The 18217-nt window shown below is 49.8% G+C and carries 14 protein-coding genes; 9 read left to right on the top strand and 5 right to left on the bottom strand.

Annotation, left to right across the window (positions count from 1 at the left end; all coding sequences use genetic code 11):
- Positions 1-196 precede the first annotated feature (196 nt).
- The 5 genes from K6Q96_RS13915 to deoD all read left to right on the top strand — a co-directional run bounded on the left by K6Q96_RS13915 (position 197) and on the right by deoD (position 6188).
- Positions 197-1435, top strand: a complete 1239-nt coding sequence (locus K6Q96_RS13915; RefSeq protein ID WP_251876491.1) for a NupC/NupG family nucleoside CNT transporter — start codon at positions 197-199, stop codon at positions 1433-1435.
- Positions 1436-1957: 522 nt separating this feature from the next.
- The gene (deoC, locus tag K6Q96_RS13910; protein WP_251876490.1) at positions 1958-2731 is read left to right on the top strand and encodes a deoxyribose-phosphate aldolase; all 774 of its coding nucleotides are present in this window, start codon (positions 1958-1960) and stop codon (positions 2729-2731) included.
- A gap of 68 nt (positions 2732-2799) precedes the next feature.
- Complete coding sequence (deoA, locus tag K6Q96_RS13905) at positions 2800-4131, top strand: thymidine phosphorylase (protein ID WP_251876489.1); 1332 nt, start codon at positions 2800-2802, stop codon at positions 4129-4131.
- 10 nt (positions 4132-4141) lie between these two features.
- Positions 4142-5362 (top strand): phosphopentomutase, encoded by a 1221-nt coding sequence (locus tag K6Q96_RS13900; RefSeq protein ID WP_251876488.1) that lies wholly within the window; start codon positions 4142-4144, stop codon positions 5360-5362.
- Positions 5363-5462: 100 nt separating this feature from the next.
- Positions 5463-6188: a purine-nucleoside phosphorylase gene (gene deoD, locus K6Q96_RS13895; protein WP_002538934.1), complete on the top strand. Its 726-nt coding sequence runs from the start codon at positions 5463-5465 to the stop codon at positions 6186-6188.
- A 99-nt stretch (positions 6189-6287) separates the two neighbouring features.
- Here deoD and K6Q96_RS13890 read toward each other — a convergent pair whose 3' ends face one another.
- A complete protein-coding gene (locus tag K6Q96_RS13890) occupies positions 6288-6896 on the bottom strand; it encodes a YtjB family periplasmic protein (RefSeq protein WP_251876487.1) in 609 nt (202 codons plus the stop codon).
- 183 nt (positions 6897-7079) lie between these two features.
- Between K6Q96_RS13890 and serB the strand changes: the two genes are divergently transcribed.
- Positions 7080-8045 carry a phosphoserine phosphatase gene (gene serB / locus K6Q96_RS13885; RefSeq protein ID WP_251876486.1) on the top strand — a complete coding sequence of 322 codons (966 nt, stop codon included), beginning with the start codon at positions 7080-7082 and terminating at the stop codon, positions 8043-8045.
- Between the two features lie 69 nt (positions 8046-8114).
- Here serB and K6Q96_RS13880 read toward each other — a convergent pair whose 3' ends face one another.
- Positions 8115-10451: a PilZ domain-containing protein gene (locus tag K6Q96_RS13880; protein ID WP_251876485.1), complete on the bottom strand. Its 2337-nt coding sequence runs from the start codon at positions 10449-10451 to the stop codon at positions 8115-8117.
- A 150-nt stretch (positions 10452-10601) separates the two neighbouring features.
- On the opposite strand from K6Q96_RS13880, the gene radA reads away from it, so the two are divergent.
- Positions 10602-11981, top strand: coding sequence for a DNA repair protein RadA (gene radA / locus K6Q96_RS13875; RefSeq protein ID WP_062660509.1), 1380 nt, complete (start codon positions 10602-10604; stop codon positions 11979-11981).
- Positions 11982-12055: 74 nt separating this feature from the next.
- On the opposite strand, the gene K6Q96_RS13870 is transcribed toward radA, so the two are convergent.
- The 3 genes from K6Q96_RS13870 to ettA all read right to left on the bottom strand — a co-directional run bounded on the left by K6Q96_RS13870 (position 12056) and on the right by ettA (position 15359).
- Positions 12056-13090, bottom strand: coding sequence for a M23 family metallopeptidase (locus tag K6Q96_RS13870; protein ID WP_251876484.1), 1035 nt, complete (start codon positions 13088-13090; stop codon positions 12056-12058).
- 44 nt (positions 13091-13134) lie between these two features.
- Positions 13135-13506 (bottom strand): PilZ domain-containing protein, encoded by a 372-nt coding sequence (locus K6Q96_RS13865; protein ID WP_251876483.1) that lies wholly within the window; start codon positions 13504-13506, stop codon positions 13135-13137.
- A gap of 185 nt (positions 13507-13691) precedes the next feature.
- On the bottom strand, positions 13692-15359 hold the full coding sequence (ettA, locus tag K6Q96_RS13860) for an energy-dependent translational throttle protein EttA (RefSeq protein WP_251876482.1): 1668 nt from the start codon (positions 15357-15359) through the stop codon (positions 13692-13694).
- A gap of 463 nt (positions 15360-15822) precedes the next feature.
- On the opposite strand from ettA, the gene sltY reads away from it, so the two are divergent.
- Entirely contained in the window at positions 15823-17748 is a 1926-nt protein-coding gene (gene sltY, locus K6Q96_RS13855) for a murein transglycosylase (RefSeq protein WP_251876481.1), read from the top strand.
- Between the two features lie 76 nt (positions 17749-17824).
- Positions 17825-18118 carry a trp operon repressor gene (gene trpR, locus K6Q96_RS13850; protein WP_002538922.1) on the top strand — a complete coding sequence of 98 codons (294 nt, stop codon included), beginning with the start codon at positions 17825-17827 and terminating at the stop codon, positions 18116-18118.
- The last annotated feature ends 99 nt before the right edge of the window (positions 18119-18217 follow it).

The following is an 18217-nucleotide window of genomic DNA, read 5'->3' as shown; positions in this document are numbered from 1 at the left end:
ATCGTTTGCCCAAACGTTTGCGTCGTGCATAGGTCACAAAAATAGACCCTCGTCACCTTTTTGAGTGAATTTCACCAAATTTTTCACTTCAAGTGTGACTTGTGCATTCCTTTGCTCCCCGACCAATGCGTATAATCGCCGCCGGAATAACACTCCCAATTTGTCGAGACGCCAAGACTTTTTTAGGAACCCTTTTATGAGCCTGATTATGAGCATTGTAGGGATGGTTGTACTGCTGGGTATCGCAGTACTGCTATCTGACAACCGCAAAGCCATCAACCTGCGTACCGTAGGTGGTGCATTTGCGATCCAGTTTATTCTGGGTGGTTTCATCCTGTTTGTCCCAGCGGGCCAAGCAATCCTGAATGGCATGTCTAATGCTGTACAGAACGTCATCAACTACGGTAAAGACGGTATCGGCTTCCTGTTCGGCAGCCTGGTAAATTTCTCTGTAGATGGTATCGGCTTTATTTTTGCGTTCCAGGTTCTGCCTACCGTTGTATTCTTCTCTGCGCTGATCAGCGTGCTGTACTACCTGGGTATCATGCAGTTTGTTATCCGTATCTTGGGTGGCGCACTGCGTAAAGTGCTGGGTACTTCTCACGCCGAGTCAATGTCAGCAACCGCGAACATCTTCGTTGGTCAAACTGAAGCGCCTCTGGTTGTTCGTCCTTACGTGCCAAAAATGACCCAGTCTGAACTGTTCGCAGTTATGTGTGGTGGTTTGGCATCTGTAGCAGGTGGTGTACTGGCAGGTTACGCTGCAATGGGTGTACCTCTGGAATACCTGATCGCAGCATCATTCATGGCGGCACCAGGTGGTCTGCTGTTCGCAAAAATCATCAAGCCAGAAACTGACGAGCCAATCGAGCAATTGGGTCAAGACGGTGACGAAGATGAAGACAAGCCTGCAAACGTTATCGACGCAGCAGCGGGCGGCGCATCTTCTGGTATGCAACTGGCATTGAACATCGGTGCTATGCTGCTGGCATTCATCGGTCTGATTGCGCTGATCAACGGCATGCTGTCTGGCATTGGTGGTTGGTTCGGTATCGAAGGCCTGACGCTAGAGTGGATTCTGGGTAAAGTGTTCGCGCCACTGGCATTCCTGATTGGTGTTCCATGGGCAGAAGCTGACATCGCGGGTTCATTCATCGGTCAGAAGATTGTTGTTAACGAATTCGTTGCGTACCTGAACTTCACTCCAATCATCGGTGACCTGTCTGAGAAGACTGCAGCAATCATTTCGTTCGCACTGTGTGGCTTTGCTAACCTGTCGTCTATCGCAATCCTGCTGGGCGGTCTGGGCAGCATCGCGCCAACCCGTCGTCACGATATCGCTCGTTTCGGTGTAAAAGCAGTATGTGCGGGTACTCTGTCTAACCTGATGAGTGCAACAATCGCTGGTTTCTTCCTGACTCTGGCCACGCTGTAATCAGCAAGTAAAGAGATTCTAAAACCGCCTCCTTGTGAGGCGGTTTTTTTATGCCCGGAGTTTCGGGAGCCCAATCGTCAGGAATAAGACAAAGTGATGCTTATTCGCCACTTATAGTGATGCCAGTAACACCTAAAAATGCCCGCTCAAGTTTGCACTATCGGCAACAAAGTGTTTTTCAACAGAAACAGGTAACACCTAGTGTAACCAAAGGAAGATTGGTAAAATTGGTGAACGCTGTCAAAGTTTCAGAAGTGGTCTTTCATTAATTTCACTACTGTTTCACAGACAGCGGAAAGGTGAGACATCAAACCTGCTCCAACGTGTAAAAAATTGCAGCACGATGAGACAGGTGGACACCCGGCAGAATGCCAAAGGGTGTGCGGCAACAAGGAATGTTGATTGGCGCTGACCATGCAGCGCGCCAAACTTCAAGGAGCCAAGTCCGCTCATCAGATTATGTCGAGCAGAGCCTCGCATAGTTTGTTACTTGGTTTTGAATATTTACGACTGGAGAAAGTCATGAGCGATCTAAAAGCAGCAGCTCTTCGTGCCCTGAAACTGATGGATTTGACCACCCTGAACGACGACGACACAGATGCGAAAGTTATCGAACTGTGTAAGAGCGCGAGAACCTCAGTAGGTAACACTGCTGCTATCTGCATCTACCCACGTTTTATTCCTGTGGCGAAAAAGCAACTTCGCGAGCAAGGCACACCTGAAATCAAAATCGCAACCGTGACTAACTTCCCACACGGTAACGACGACATCGAAATCGCAGTGGCTGAAACCAAAGCGGCTGTGGCTTACGGTGCCGACGAAGTTGACGTTGTGTTCCCGTACCGCACACTTATCGCGGGTGATGAGAAAACCGGTTTTGAGCTGGTTAAACAATGTAAAGCAGCCTGTGGTGACGTGACGCTGAAAGTGATCATCGAAACCGGTGAGCTCAAAGAAGCAGCACTCATCAAGCGTGCATCTGAAATCTCTATCGAAGCGGGCGCAGATTTCATCAAGACTTCTACCGGTAAAGTGCCAGTAAACGCGACACCAGAATCAGCAGAAATCATGCTGACTGTGATTAAAGAGATGGGCGTTGCAGACAAGGTTGGTTTTAAGCCTGCTGGCGGTGTACGCACTGCTGAAGATGCATCGGAATACTTGGCGATGGCTGACCGTATCCTGGGCGGCGAGTGGGCTGACAATGCGCATTACCGTTTTGGTGCATCAAGCCTGTTGGCGAACTTGCTTCACACCCTGGGTGAAGGCGAAAAAGCGGCAGAAGGCGGCTACTAAGCACTTCTGTTGGGGAGCTGACAATTTCGGCTCCCCCTGTTTTTGACACCCAGTACGTGAGGTCGATTATGTACCTTCCCCAAGAAATCATTCGGAAGAAGCGCGACAACATTGCGCTGACTTCTGAAGAAATTAATTTCTTTATCCAGGGCATTGCAAAAGAGACTGTTTCTGAAGGACAGATTGCAGCATTTGCCATGGCAGTGTACTTCAATGACATGGCCATGGACGAGCGTGTCGCACTGACTTGTGCCATGCGTGACTCTGGCATGGTGATTGACTGGTCACACATGAATTTTGATGGCCCCATCGTCGATAAACACAGTACTGGCGGTGTGGGTGATGTGACCTCCCTGATGCTTGGCCCTATGGTGGCAGCATGTGGTGGTTACGTGCCAATGATTTCAGGCCGTGGTCTCGGTCATACCGGTGGTACGCTGGACAAACTGGAAGCGATTCCGGGTTATAACATCACGCCGAACAACGATGTCTTCGGTAAGGTGGCTCAAGAAGCAGGTGTGGCGATTATCGGCCAAACCGGTGATTTGGCACCCGCGGATAAGCGTGTATATGCAACCCGCGATGTGACAGCGACCGTCGATAATATTTCTCTGATCACCGCGTCTATTCTGTCGAAGAAACTGGCGGCAGGCTTAGAGTCGCTGGTGATGGATGTAAAAGTAGGCTCTGGCGCGTTTATGCCGAGCTACGAGAAATCAGAAGAACTGGCGAAATCGATAGTGGCAGTTGCTAATGGCGCGGGTACCCTCACCAGCTCACTGCTCACCGACATGAATCAGGTATTGGCTTCTAGTGCAGGTAACGCACTGGAAGTGAAAGAGGCGGTTCAGTTTTTGACGGGCGAATACCGTAACCCGCGCCTTTACGCCGTTACCATGGCACTTTGTGCGGAAATGCTGACCATCAGTGGTCTGGCAAAAGACAAAGATGAAGCCATGAACAAACTGCAAACCGTGCTGGACAACGGCAAGGCAGCAGAATGCTTCGGCAAAATGGTGGCAGGTTTGGGTGGTCCACTCGATTTCGTTGAGAACTATAGTAAGTATCTGGCAGCGGCAAACGTGGTGAAACCTGTGTTTGCAAGCCGCGCTGGTTTTGTATCAGCGATGGACACCCGTGCGATTGGCATGGCTGTCGTTGGCCTTGGCGGTGGACGCCGTGTTGCAAGTGATACGATCGATTATTCAGTGGGCTTTAGCGATGTTATCCGTCTGGGGATGCAAGCTGACAGCACCACGCCATTGGCGGTAGTACATGCCAAGGATGAAGCTGCATGGCAACAAGCAGCTGCAGCACTTCAGGCTGCCATGCGCATCGAAGACGAAGCGCCAGAAGCGACCCCTGAAGTTTACCGCCAGATTGGCCCACAAGACGTCTAAGGAGGCGATCATGAAACGCGCGATTATTTTGGTACTGGATTCCTTCGGGATCGGTGCAACCGAAGATGCTCACAAGTTTGGGGATGTGGGCGCGAATACTCTGGGCTCGATCGCGAAAGCATGTGCAGCAGGTAACGCGAACAATGATGACCGCCAAGGTCCACTCACGCTGCCAAACCTCAATGCACTGGGTTTGGGCAAAGCGTGTGAAGAATCATCAGGCTACTTCCCTGAAGGTCTGGACTCAAGCGCGGAAATCATCGGTGCTTACGGCCATGCGGCTGAGTTGTCTTCTGGTAAAGACACCCCTTCAGGTCACTGGGAAATTGCCGGTGTACCTGTACTGTTTGACTGGGGCTACTTTACTGACAAAGAAAACAGCTTCCCGAAAGAGCTAACCGACCGCATTTTGGCGCGTGCAGGTTTGCCGGATTATCTGGGTAACTGCCATGCATCAGGTACGCAGATCCTTGACGATCTGGGTGAAGAGCACATGAAAACTGGCTTGCCAATTTTCTACACCTCTGCGGACTCGGTATTCCAAATCGCGTGTCATGAAGAAACCTTCGGTCTGGATCGTCTACTGGAACTTTGCCAGATCGCCCGCGAAGAGCTGGAAGACTACAACATTGGCCGTGTTATCGCGCGTCCGTTCATCGGGTCGGGTAAAGGCCAGTTTGAGCGTACCGGTAACCGCCGTGACCTGTCTGTTGAGCCGCCTTCAGCGACCGTGCTGCAAAAGCTGGTTGATGAGAAAGGCGGTGAGGTTATGTCTATCGGTAAGATTGCAGATATCTACGCGCACGTTGGCATCACCAAGAAAGTGAAAGCGACTGGTTTGGAAGCCCTGTTCAATGCAACTAAAGATGCGATGAACCAAGAAGGTGACAACAGCATCATCTTCACCAACTTCGTGGACTTTGACTCTCACTACGGTCACCGTCGTAACGTGGCAGGCTATGCTGCAGCACTGGAGTATTTCGACAAGCGTTTGCCTGAAATCCTCGAAATGCTGAAAGAAGATGATGTTTTGATCCTGACCGCTGACCACGGCTGTGATCCAACGTGGGAAGGCACGGATCACACCCGCGAGCACATTCCTGTTCTGGTTTACGGTAAACATGTACCAGCAGGCTCGCTCGGTCGTCGCGACACTTTCGCAGACATCGGTCAGACTCTGGCGAGGTACTTCGGCACATCAGACATGGAATATGGAAAATCTTTCCTGTAATTCCACACTAAATTCCGGTCGCAGCAGTTTGGAAAATTACCTAAGCTGCGGCCAGATAAGCATCGGTTGACTCCGAAATTTGATCAAAAGGAAATAGAAAATGGCAACTCCACATATCAATGCCGAAATGGGTGATTTTGCAGATGTAGTTCTGATGCCAGGCGACCCGCTGCGCGCAAAATACATTGCAGAAACCTTCCTGGAAGATGTTAAGCAAGTTTGTGATGTTCGCAACATGTTCGGTTTCACCGGCACCTACAAAGGCCGCAAAATCTCTGTCATGGGCCATGGTATGGGTATCCCATCATGCTCAATCTACGCGACTGAGCTGATCAAAGACTTCGGCGTGAAGAAAATCATCCGCGTGGGTAGCTGTGGTGCAGTTCGTGAAGACGTAAAACTGCGTGAAGTTATCATCGGTGTTGGCGCGTCTACTGATGCGAAAATCAACCGTACCCGTTTCAACGGTCACGATTTCGCTGCGATTGCTGATTTCGAGATGACCCGCAATGCAGTTGATGCAGCGAAAGCGAAAGGCATCAATGTACGTGTAGGTAATATCTTCTCTGCTGACCTGTTTTACTCTCCAGAACCAGATTTCTTCGACACCATGGCGAAGTACGGCATCCTGGGTGTGGAAATGGAAGCAGCGGGTATCTACGGTGTAGCAGCAGAATTCGGCGCGAAAGCACTGACTATCTGTACTGTATCTGACCACATCAAGACTGGCGAGCAAACCACTTCTGACGAGCGTCAAACCACGTTCAACGAAATGATTGAAATCGCACTGGAATCTGTACTGCTGGGCGACGCGGAAGAAGCGTAAGTTCTAATGACAGATGACGATGAAGAAGGATGGCTTAGGCCATCCTTTTTGTGTTTTGGGGAAAACTCCCGCTAGGACCTAGGACGGCTCTTTGTTCTTCTAGTCGTTACTCTTCAACAAAAACGTGGAGCGCAATAAGTCCTTGCGGTTAGCGAAAGTGAAGATCAGCAGGGCACCTGTGGCGATGGCCACCAGAATCATGGCGCGTACTAAGTTGATGCTTTGCTCAAGGCGGTTTGAGGCCGCTTTAATCACCTGTCCATGTTCAAGCGTGATACGCACAAAGCCCGATATATGACCATCTTCTGCGATCGGTTCAACAAGCTGTTGCCTGCCAATACTGGCGACAGAGAGCGGTGTATTGAGGCCAGTCAGTTGTTCTAGAGGCATTGCCCCTAAGGAGCTTGCCACCAAATTCCCTTTTACATCATAAACAGCCGCATCAAGGATCAACGGTTCGTTCTGTAGGTTAGTGACTAACTGCTGCACGGCTTCCATGTCATCATTCGAGAGCGCTTTATTCAAAGAAGCTGCGGCTTGACGGAGAATAACGCGGGACAGAGATTCTGTCTGGTCGTAGAGCATTTTGTAATTGCGATTATTCAGTTGGTTACTGTACATAAACAGCATCATTACTGTAGAAAAACAAGCAACTACAACAATAAACTGCCAAAGCCTTTTTAGGCGTTTTTTATTGATTTGAAGCATAAGCTGTCCAAGCTAAGGCGGTGTCCAACGTGTTACCGCAACAAATGGAGTGGGGTGAACACTCACTGATTCAGTTTGCTGTTCTGATTGGAAAAAAGCAAGTAAGTGACAAGTACGCCCCCTGCTGTGATCTGCCGCACTCTTTGATATAGTAGGGACATCTGACTAAAAGGAATTTATGCAATGGATGCATTTTCAGCCTATCCGATCAAAAAGCACGTTAAGCTGCTCAACCGTTTTCCTTCTATCCGAGAATTTCGTCCTTCCGACAGTCGTCAGGCAGGATGGATTCTGTATGGCTTGCACATAAGCCCTGGTTCTCTGGATGACCTTTCTTTTCTGCTCGGTGAGCCAGTATTTCCCCTGACAGGCTGGACTGTTGGACTTTACGAAGTCCTGCTGATGCGTGGTGAGCTGACTCCGGAAGTGGTGCAGCTTTGCGATGCATTGGCATTGGATTGTGCTGCGCTGGAGAATATCCCTAACCTTTATGAGCCGGGATTAGCGCTGTTTGACATGGACTCAACCGCGATTCAAATTGAGTGTATTGATGAAATCGCCAAATTGGCAGGTGTCGGTGAGCAAGTGGCGGAAGTGACGGAGCGTGCCATGCGGGGCGAACTCGACTTTGAAGCTAGCCTTCGCCAACGTGTTGCAACGCTGAAAGGCACGGATGTGTCTGTGCTAGAGCAAGTACGCGATAACATTCCTTACATGCCGGGCATGAAGCAACTGACGGCCTCCTTGCAGGCGCGTGGCTGGAAAGTCGCGATAGCGTCAGGTGGCTTTACCTGGTTTTCGGACAAGCTGAAAGAAGACCTGTCACTGGCCTATGCTGAGTCAAACCAACTGGTGATTGAGAACGGAAAACTGACTGGTGAAGTGGCAGGCTCGGTGGTGGATGCGCAGCGTAAAGCTGACATTCTCCGTGATCTGGCTGACCGCTATGAGCTTATGCCAGGTAATACAGTAGCGGTCGGAGATGGTGCCAATGATTTGGTCATGATGTCTGCCGCAGGTCTTGGTATTGCCTACCATGCTAAGCCAAAAGTGCAGCAGGCGGCGCAGGTGGCGGTTCGTCATGCCGATTTGGGAGGCGTACTCTGTGTGTTGTCAGCCTCTTTGCTGCCTCAGCGCCTGAGCTGGTAAATTAAGCAAGCCAAACAAGAAAGGGATGTCGAATGACATCCCTTTTGCTTTTTCATTGTTTCTTTGGGCTCAGCCGCCGATTTCTAGGCGCCTTAGTACTTCATCCGTAATATCACTCATCTCACCGTAAGCACAGAGGTCAGTGAATTCCATTTCCAACTGTCTGGCGCGTTGGGTCGATAGAGATAATAGCGACTCGAGCGTTTCTGGAGGCAGCCATTGAATGCCATCATCAAGCGGTTGCAGCCAGTTTCTGACAGCAAAGAACTTACCGCGTTTTCTAGCCTGTGAGATAAACATCTTGCGCTCTTCCGGTGAGCTGAAGCTCTCCAGTGGTCGGGATGTTATGTCGATAATGGCACCGTCGGTGACTGTTGCTGAAATATAAAACTCATGGCGGACTTGGGCTTCGCGGTTGCGAATGCGGGTGACAGGACTGGCGTATTTTGACAGATACTCGCCAATCACTGAGCGCAGCGACATCATGCCGGAACCCGCATTTTTCTGCAGCAGACGGCTAAGCTCATTACCCGGGAAATTGGCGCCAATCGCGGTCACCTGAAGCGTTTCACCACGGCGAACAATGAAATAAGGGGTTGCGGACAGACGGGTTAGTAACATCTGGTGCATGGCGTGCAAAAGCGGTGCATCAGGAAGCTTTTCGCTGTCGAGCAAAAGCTTGTGTTGATTGTGCTCTATCAGGCGTTGCAGGTAGTGACTACGGTGCTTGCTATATCTGTCTTTTAGCAGAGCCAGCCTAATGTTAGTCCTGTCTTCACTGATTTGAACCACCTTATAAGGCACGTTGCCGAGTGGCGCTTTAGGGTCAACGCGCTTGAGATCAGTGAAAGTTACCGAGACTTCCTGCTGCTTACTGCCGCTAAAAGGTTCATCCAGCACTACATTCAGCCCCTGAGTAGAGAAATCGATAGTCTGTCCTTGTAACTCGCCGCTTAGGTGATGCACCAGCGTTGTTTTAGTTCGGTGTTGATAACGCGGCTCTTTGCGCTGCGGTGCCAATACTGATGGTAGGGCTTCTACAGGTAAAATAGGGTCCCGTGGATGGGCAAACTGATTGAGGTTTTTGACCGAATGCTTTGGCTTGATTGGAATACGAAAATCTCCGTTTACGTGCGAAAGCGTAAGGTCCTGAATCGTCGCAATATGGGTCAGATCGTCAATTTGCTGGATGTAAGCAGGGGAGACTTCCTGCAACCGTCGCGCATCTTCTTCGCTGATCTTCGCCATAGTGACACGAAGTACGCGCCAGGAAGAGCGTGAGCTACCCACATGCCAGAACAAGTGGCGAAGCTCTGCATCAAGTTCTGTTGGACAGGCTGAGAAGAAGTAGGTTTTCTCACCATGCTGATGATTGAAGCAATAAACCAGGGTTTCGCTGTTTGTTAAGCCTTCCAGTGCCAAGTACTGCAAACGCTTGGGAGAAAACAGTTTGTCTATCACCGGCTGGTTTCGCTCGTCATGCCAGTAATCCCAAAGTTCACGGTTTTGCTCAGTGAGCAGACTGTATCTGAGTTTGTTGCCACAGAAAAACAGGGGCAACGAAGGTGTTTGTTCAAGGAAGACCTGCTCATAAGCGCGGGAGCGGGTAGAAAGGAACTTGTCTTCGTTTTCGGTTTTTGCAGCCAAACTATCCGTTTGGGATTTTATCTCGATTGCTTCTTTGATGGCATCGGTACTGCTCATCAAACGTAGGCGTAAACGCTGGAAATTGTCGCCATTGAGGTTGAGCTCAACGCCTACCACCCGATAGTTCAGCCCAGTGAAAAGCTCTGCAAGCTGGCATTCATCGCCAAACTGCGGAAAGTAAATCACCAGCGTCGAACCTGTTTCATAGCGAAACGAAGAGGGCAGTTTGACCTGCATACCGGAATTGGAAATGTCGATGGTCGACCCATTGACTTCCGTGCCATCAGGCAGGAAAGCTTGAATGCGGGTTGAAAGCTGGATACGGTTTTCGCTTCTCGACAGATAGTGACCAAAACGAATAGGTACAGCGTCGACAGTATCTAATGATTCCATCGCACGCGCATCGCCCTCGCGTTGCAAAACACGGTAACTGTTCGGTGTGTTGTGGAGCTCCTCCCAAAGCCCAATGGTCATTTTTCCCTGATAGATATCGACTCGACGGTGGTACAGATTAATAGCGACATCGTCCATCCAGTGATTTACATCATGAAGGAAATAGCGGCGGCACTCACCAACTACCTTGCCGCGAAGGTCAACTGGCTTGCTGCAAGGAGACATGAGGCGTCGCACTTCCATTTTGGCGATTAGCCGCTCGGACGCGTTATCATTCGGTGTAAGCTCTGCAAGAACTGCATCGAAAGCGTCTTGCTCGTAGAGGGGGAGTAGCTGATCGAACAGCGTCTTGTCGTAGTCCTTCATCTCGATAAAGTCTGGTAGAATCCTGAAATAATTAATACACAAGGTATATCGGCAAATCGCGCCTTTATCTTACCTTTTTTCCCTTCTCTGGCGTGAACTTATGCGCAGACTTGCATGCAATACATGTAAGAATTGGTAACAGGAGCAATCATGGCAAAAACAAAACGTGCTTACGTGTGTAATGACTGCGGAGCGGACTATCCGCGTTGGCAGGGACAATGCACCGCTTGTGGGGCTTGGAACACGATCACTGAAGTACGTTTGGCCGCTTCACCGACTGTGGCGCGCACAGAAAAATATGCCGGTTATGCAGGTGCAACGGAAGCCAAAGTTCAGACGCTCTCTGCTATCGATCTTCAGGAAGTGCCGCGTTTTACCAGTGGCTTTAAAGAACTCGATCGAGTGCTAGGTGGCGGTATTGTGCCAGGAGCGGCGATTTTGATTGGTGGTAACCCTGGTGCCGGTAAAAGTACGCTTTTACTGCAAACCATGTGTTGGTTGGCTAGTCAGATGCCAACGCTATATGTCACCGGTGAAGAGTCGCTCCAGCAGGTAGCCATGCGCGCTGAGCGACTAGGCCTACCGAAAGACAACCTCAAGATGCTGTCAGAAACCAACGTCGAAACTATCTGTTCGATTGCCCGCACTGAGCAGCCAAAAATTATGGTTATCGACTCGATTCAGGTGATGCATTGTGCCGATATCGCCTCTGCGCCGGGTAGTGTGGCGCAGGTTCGTGAATCTGCTGCAGCCCTGACCCGATATGCCAAGCAGCACAATGTAGCGATCTTTATGGTTGGTCACGTCACCAAAGACGGCACACTCGCGGGCCCGAAAGTGCTTGAACACTGTATAGACTGTTCGGTATTGCTTGATGGCTCCAGTGATAGTCGTTTCCGTACCCTACGCAGTCATAAAAACCGTTTTGGTGCGGTGAATGAATTGGGCGTGTTTGCGATGACAGGGCAGGGACTTCGCGAAGTCAGTAACCCATCTGCAATTTTCCTTTCGCGCGGTGAAGAAGCCACCTCTGGCAGTTCAGTGATGGTGCTTTGGGAAGGTACGCGTCCACTGCTTGTAGAACTTCAGGCGTTGGTGGATTACAGCCAACTGGCTAATCCTCGTCGTGTGGCTGTGGGTCTTGAGCAAAACCGATTGGCGTTATTGCTGGCTGTTTTGCACAAACACGGCGGCCTGCAAATGTCGGATCAGGATGTGTTCGTCAACGTAGTCGGAGGCGTCAAAGTTACTGAAACCAGTGCAGACCTCGCCTTGCTTTTGGCTCTAATTTCAAGCTTCCGTGACCGTCCATTGCCACGTGATTTGGTGGTCTTCGGTGAAGTGGGCCTTGCTGGGGAAATTCGCCCTGTGCCAAGCGGTCAGGAGCGTTTGTCAGAAGCATTTAAGCACGGCTTTAAGCGTGCTGTCGTGCCTATGGCCAATGCACCTAAAAAAGATATTCCGGGTATGAAGGTGTATGGAGTGAACAAGCTATCTGAAGTGCTGACCGTGTTGGATGAGATGGATTAACAGCTCTACTATTGATACTTCAACTAAAAAAGGCGCCGATTTGAATTGGCGCCTTTTTTGTATCTTGTTCTTATCTACTCGGTAGCAGCGAGAGTGACGACAGGTTCATCCAAGCTTTTCGCAGTAACTGTGCCAGATTGTGCCACTGCATCTGATGCTAACTGAACCTGTGTAGAAACCATGCTTTCGACAATCTTCACCAAACTTGCCCAATTCACTTTATCCTCTTGTTCGAACAGGGATTCGAAGTTATCTGGTGTCCAGGCGATAAAGCGTTTAGGGTTTAGAGCTCGGCCGAGGAATCGTACTTCATAGTGAAGATGCGGACCTGTCGATAATCCTGTGTTACCGGACCAGCCAATCAAGTCGCCTTTTTTGACAAACTGACGGGTTTCAACGTTGAACTTATCAAGGTGCGCATACAAGGTCATAAAACCAAAGGCATGGTCAATCTTCAGCATGTTGCCATAGCCTTTTTTACGGCTTGGTCGCTTGTATTCCACGACACCATCAGCAGGTGCGTATACTGGTGTGCCGATATCAGCAGTCAAATCCAAGCCAAGGTGAAACTTCTTATTTCCGGTTACTGGATGGGTGCGTGAGCCATAGCCAGACGAGCGACGGTAACTCTCGATCGGTTTACCGCTAGGGATCAATTGCAACATAGTAGCGCGGACAGCAGAGTTGATGGCTGCGACGTCCAAGCGTTCCGCCAAAGGCAAAGATTCATCGCCTTCTTTTTCCAGACCTAACACTTCTTCAACTGTCGAAACACGTTGTGTCAGATAGCTTAGTTGGCTGTCTTTTTCTTCGATGATTTGAGCGTATTCTTCTTCTTTATTGTTTATCAACTGCTCGAGTTGCTGACGCTTTTGTTTCAGGTCTTCAAGCTGACCAACAAGTTCGGAGCTTTGTTCTGTCATGTTTTTGAGCGTCACTTCTGCCGTGGTCGAGCGATGGTTCAGATAATAAATCGTCGCGATGCTGGCAAAGATGCCGATAATTAAGGTCGCTAGCAGCGAGAGCAACACTTTCTTGAGTGAAGGGGAAAGCACAAAATGTCGGGAGCCATTCGCATGAGAGACGGCGATTCGGATGTTGTGAGGCATGTTACTACTACTTCATGTATATGCGCTTAATATGACCACCGCGATTATACGGTATCTTTCAGATCTGTCAGTTGTGCAATTTCACGGTGAAGCAAATCATCGTTACCGACGTTCAACTCCACTAGACGTTTAAGGTGACTGGCACTGTCGATATCAATATGGTCGATTTGAAAACGCAGGTATTCATCGCTTTCCTGAATAAGCTTCAGATCCATATCCAGCTCAATGTCTGAATCGTTCAGACGAAAACTCAAATCATAGTCGTCAGCGTTACCGGATTCCCAGCCGGCGGGCGTGGCAAGCAATGCACCTTTCAATGAAAGATCCAGTACTTTGGTTTCCCAGCTTTTATCGTTTTGCCTGATAGTGGCTGGCGTACGATACACCACGCGGGAAAATTTACGACGTTCTGCCATTGAAAAGCCCTCAATTCCTTTTACACCAAGTGTAGGAGAGTCGACGTTATATCTCTACTTCGACGTTTAGTCTCCGTGATGTTCTGCGCGTCTTAATAATGAATCAATCGATAGTCAAAGCTAACTGGCAGGTAACCAAAATAAAGAGGGCCACATGATGTGACCCTCTATTCGACATGCGGTGATTATTTTGTCACGCGCTTGTACTTGATTCGGTGTGGCTGTGCAGCTGCTGCGCCCAGCGTTTGCTTCAGCCAATCGCTGTATTCTGCGTAGTTACCTTCGAAGAAGTTCACCTGACCTTCATCACGGTAATCCAGAATGTGGGTCGCGATACGGTCAAGGAACCAGCGGTCGTGCGAGATCACCATGGCACAGCCAGGGAACTCCAGCAGCGCTTCTTCCAGTGCACGCAGGGTTTCTACGTCCAGGTCGTTGGTTGGTTCATCGAGAAGCAGTACGTTACCGCCCGCTTTTAGCAGTTTTGCAAGATGAACACGGTTACGCTCACCACCTGACAAGTCGCCGATACGTTTTTGCTGATCGCTGCCTTTGAAGTTAAAGCGCGAACAGTAAGCACGTGCAGGGATCTCGAAGTTGTTGATGCGGATAATTTCTGCACCTTCAGAGATTTCCTGATAAACGGTGTTGTTGTCGTCCATGCTGTCACGGAACTGATCAACAGACGCCAGTTGTACGGTTTCACCCATTTCAACAGAACCGCTGTCCGGCTGCTCGGTGCCGCTTAGCATCTTGAACAGGGTAGATTTACCCGCACCGTTGGCACCGATGATGCCCACAATCGCACCTTTAGGCACGCTGAACGACAAATCGTCGATGAGGACGCGGTCACCGAATGACTTGGTCAGGTTATTCACTTCAATAACCTTGTCACCCAGGCGTGGACCCGGTGGGATGAACAGTTCGTTCGTTTCGTTACGGCGCTGGTAGTCAGTGGTGTTTAGCTCTTCAAAGCGCGCCATACGTGCTTTAGATTTTGCCTGACGACCTTTAGGATTCTGGCGAACCCACTCAAGTTCTTTCTCGATAGTCTTTTGACGGGCTTTTTCAGATGACGCTTCTTGTTGCAGACGCGCGTCTTTTTGCTCCAGCCAAGAAGTGTAGTTACCTTCCCATGGAATACCTTCACCACGGTCAAGTTCCAGAATCCAGCCTGCTGCGTTGTCGAGGAAGTAACGGTCGTGCGTGATTGCTACAACGGTGCCGTTGTAATCAACCAGGAAGCGTTCCAGCCAGCCCACAGATTCTGCATCCAGGTGGTTCGTTGGTTCGTCGAGCAGCAGCATATCTGGGCGTTCAAGCAACAGACGACAGATAGCAACACGGCGGCGCTCACCACCTGACAGGTGCTTAATTTTCGCATCCCACTCTGGCAGACGCAGTGCATCCGCAGCACGCTCAAGGGCGTTATCAAGATTGTGGCCGTCTTTTGCCTGGATCAATGCTTCCAGTTCGCCTTGCTCTTTTGCCAGCGCGTCGAAGTCTGCATCTGGTTCTGCATAAGCGGCGTAAACAGCGTCAAGGCGAGACAGGGCATCAACCACGTCAGAAACCGCTTCTTCCACAGTTTCACGAACCGTTTTGTCTTCATCCAGTTTTGGTTCCTGAGGCAGGTAACCCACTTTGATGCCAGGTTGTGCACGTGCTTCACCTTCGATATCGGTATCGATACCCGCCATGATGCGTAGAAGGGTGGATTTACCTGCGCCGTTTAAACCCAATACGCCGATTTTGGCACCCGGGAAAAAGCACAGAGAGATGTCTTTCAGGATCTGACGCTTCGGTGGCACGATTTTGCCAACGCGCGACATGGTATAAACGTACTCAGCCATTCTGCTCGCGTTCTCTTGTCACTAAATGGAAATGATTAGCCGGATATTCTACCTGCTTCGTTGATGCATTGTAACAACCCAAGGGTCTGTTGACCTTTGTTGATTAAATTTTGCTGCAAAAGTCATCATCAAAGATCAACAGACCTTAGGTCTCAAACCGATTAAAGGTCAGACTTTAGCTGGTCAGAGTATAGTTTTCGGGAACCATTTGCTGCGAAAAAAAACAAAACAAAAGAGACACACTTTCATCTCTCATGCTCGATGTCTCGTTTGTCGTTTTCAGTAACAGTTTCTTTGCAGCGAGAGGCCAGGGAGTTTGATATATAGAAGATGGTGCAACGGACCTGATCTTCCATCTAATTCGATGGATTGGGTATAAGCTTAAAGCTAAGCGCGCCGGGGAGAAGCATCTGAAATGCTATTAATGAAAAACTCAATAATTACAAAAGAATATATAACGTCAGTGGATAGATTTTACTTTGCAGCGCCTCTCGGCATGGTGCTACTGCTTGGCAGTGTTTTTCCTGCCAATGCACTTACGATCGACGAACAACGTACCCGTTACGAAAAAGCTATCGCTGCGATTGAGCGCAACGACATGGCGACGTTTTCTCGCCTGAAGTCCAATGTGAAGGATTACCCACTTTATCCGTATCTGGACTACCGCGATTTTATGCGCGATTTCAATAGTGCCAGCACTAAAGACGTGAACGCTTTTTTGAAAAAGCATGCTGATTTGCCGTTTACCGGCACCGTGCGGGCGCGTCACCTCAATGTATTAGCTTCACGGGGGAAATGGTCGCAATTACTGACGTTTCAGGACACTGTCCCCCGGGGAGAGAGTTATCAATGTAATTATTACTATGCGCATAGCAAAGCTGGCGACAAATCGCTGGCGCTGTCAGGGGCGAAATCCCTCTATCTGTCAGGTTCGTCTGTCGATAGGGCGTGTGACAAGCTGTTTGATTACCTCAAAGACAATGGCAAGCTGACAGATAATCTGGTGCTCGAGCGCATGCTGCTGGCGTTTGATAACCGCAACAAGTCGTTGATGACCTATCTTCAGAAGCAACTAACCACCACTCATGCCAAACGTCAGGCCAAAGAAATTCTGGCGCTTTATAACAAGCCTCATGGCGTGGCGGATTTCTCCAAAAAAAGCAAAGTCACCGCCTTTAATCGACACCTGGCCCGTATTGCCTTTGAACGCCTTGCGCGCAGCAATTCTGAAGAAGCAGTGAAACAGTTCAAACGAACGGTTGAAGGTCAGCATTACGACAAACATGAACGTCAGGCGATGGCGGATTACCTTGCTGGTCGTTTGATGTCGACCGAAGATGCGTCCCTTGCAACATGGCGTGACAAACAGCTCAAGCAAACAGTGAATCAGTCGCTGCTGGAACGCCGTGTGCGTATGAGTCTAGTGGAAGCGGATTGGAAAGACGTTGGCCGCTGGATTGATATCATGTCTGAAAAAGAGCGTGACTCGCTGAAGTGGAAATACTGGCGAGCCCGTGTGCTGAAAGAAGCTGGTAAAGCGGCGGAAGCCAACGCGATATTTGAATCCATGATTGGGGAGCGTAACTTCTACAGTGTTGCTGCCGCAGACGAATTGGGTAAGCCGATTGATATTCCTTATCAAACCACGCCGCTTAACCCGGGAGCATTAGCACCTTTCAACAAAGCCTTGAAGCGCGTCGATGAGCTGCTGGCGCTGGATAAAATCACCGCTGCGAAACGCGAATGGCAATTCATGCTCCTCAATGCAGACAGGGATCAGAAAGCCAACCTCGCTGCGTACGCATCTGACCAAAAATGGTATCACCTGTCTGTGCAGGCAACGATCGCCGGAAAGCTATGGGGGCATCTGGAATACCGCTTCCCAGTAGCGCACCGCTGGTGGTTTGAGTTCTTCAGTAAAGAGCGTGAGCTCCCACTGACGACTCTGCTCGCCCTATCGCGCCAGGAGAGCGCCTTCTACACTCGCGCAGTATCGCCTGTTGGCGCACGCGGTTTGATGCAGTTAATGCCTGCCACCGCCAAAGAAACCTCAAAGAAGCTGGGTTTCCGTTATCTGGGTAAAAGCACGCTGAACGATCCGGGAATCAATATCCGGCTGGGTAGTGGCTATCTTCGCATGTTGCTGGATCAGTTTGATGAAAACCGCATTCTCGCGTTTGCCGGATACAACGCAGGCCCCCACCGCGCCACCCGCTGGCTGGCGAAGTCTGATGGGAACCTAGATGCGATAGCGTTTATTGAAGCCATTCCGTTCCGTGAGACCCGTGGTTACGTGCAGAACGTGCTGATGTATGACATTTACTACCGTAAGTTGCTCGGTCAGCCCCTACAGTTCCTGACAGAAAGTGAGTCTAATCGTCGCTATTGAGTCAACAGATCCTAAGAAACAGAGAGACTTGGAGTATAATGTCGGCGTTATTAGTACCGATTTCTACGAGGTGACCATGAAAGCGACGCCGGAGTATTCTGACTGGCAAGATGTGCTGGATTTGATCCACAGAGCAAGTGACAACGGGGACGAAGCTAAACTGTTAAAGATGTTGCTGACGCCTGACGAGCGCAGCGCACTGATTGCCCGGGTCAACATTCTCAACGAGTTGTTGAAAGGTGAGGTGAGCCAGCGACAACTCAGTCAGATGCTTGGCGTAGGCATTGCAACCATCACCCGTGGCTCTAACGAATTGAAGCAACTGGATGATGCGCAAAAGCAGTGGTTGCTAGAACTTTTGGACAAGTAAAGATCAGGAAGAGAAGATCCTAGGAAAAACAGGTTCTAGGGAAAAAATGTGCGGCGACTGCCTCTTAGCAGTGCCGCTTTTTTATTCAATGTCGTCTGC

The organism is Grimontia kaedaensis (assembly GCF_023746615.1).
Taxonomy (GTDB): Bacteria; Pseudomonadota; Gammaproteobacteria; order Enterobacterales; family Vibrionaceae; genus Enterovibrio; species Enterovibrio kaedaensis.
Note: the sequence above shows the minus strand (reverse complement) of the source record. Positions and strands in the feature narration are given on the sequence as shown.

What these genes read in the sequence shown, in the direction of transcription:
- radA (WP_062660509.1), top strand. Translation starts at nt 10,602, where the DNA reads ATGGCAAAAACAAAACGTGCTTACGTGTGTAATGACTGCGGAGCGGAC.
- serB (WP_251876486.1), top strand. Translation starts at nt 7,080, where the DNA reads ATGGATGCATTTTCAGCCTATCCGATCAAAAAGCACGTTAAGCTGCTC.
- K6Q96_RS13900 (WP_251876488.1), top strand. Translation starts at nt 4,142, where the DNA reads ATGAAACGCGCGATTATTTTGGTACTGGATTCCTTCGGGATCGGTGCA.
- K6Q96_RS13890 (WP_251876487.1), bottom strand. Translation starts at nt 6,896, where the DNA reads ATGCTTCAAATCAATAAAAAACGCCTAAAAAGGCTTTGGCAGTTTATT.
- deoA (WP_251876489.1), top strand. Translation starts at nt 2,800, where the DNA reads ATGTACCTTCCCCAAGAAATCATTCGGAAGAAGCGCGACAACATTGCG.
- K6Q96_RS13915 (WP_251876491.1), top strand. Translation starts at nt 197, where the DNA reads ATGAGCCTGATTATGAGCATTGTAGGGATGGTTGTACTGCTGGGTATC.
- deoD (WP_002538934.1), top strand. Translation starts at nt 5,463, where the DNA reads ATGGCAACTCCACATATCAATGCCGAAATGGGTGATTTTGCAGATGTA.
- K6Q96_RS13880 (WP_251876485.1), bottom strand. Translation starts at nt 10,451, where the DNA reads ATGAAGGACTACGACAAGACGCTGTTCGATCAGCTACTCCCCCTCTAC.
- K6Q96_RS13865 (WP_251876483.1), bottom strand. Translation starts at nt 13,506, where the DNA reads ATGGCAGAACGTCGTAAATTTTCCCGCGTGGTGTATCGTACGCCAGCC.
- K6Q96_RS13870 (WP_251876484.1), bottom strand. Translation starts at nt 13,090, where the DNA reads ATGCCTCACAACATCCGAATCGCCGTCTCTCATGCGAATGGCTCCCGA.
- ettA (WP_251876482.1), bottom strand. Translation starts at nt 15,359, where the DNA reads ATGGCTGAGTACGTTTATACCATGTCGCGCGTTGGCAAAATCGTGCCA.
- trpR (WP_002538922.1), top strand. Translation starts at nt 17,825, where the DNA reads ATGAAAGCGACGCCGGAGTATTCTGACTGGCAAGATGTGCTGGATTTG.
- deoC (WP_251876490.1), top strand. Translation starts at nt 1,958, where the DNA reads ATGAGCGATCTAAAAGCAGCAGCTCTTCGTGCCCTGAAACTGATGGAT.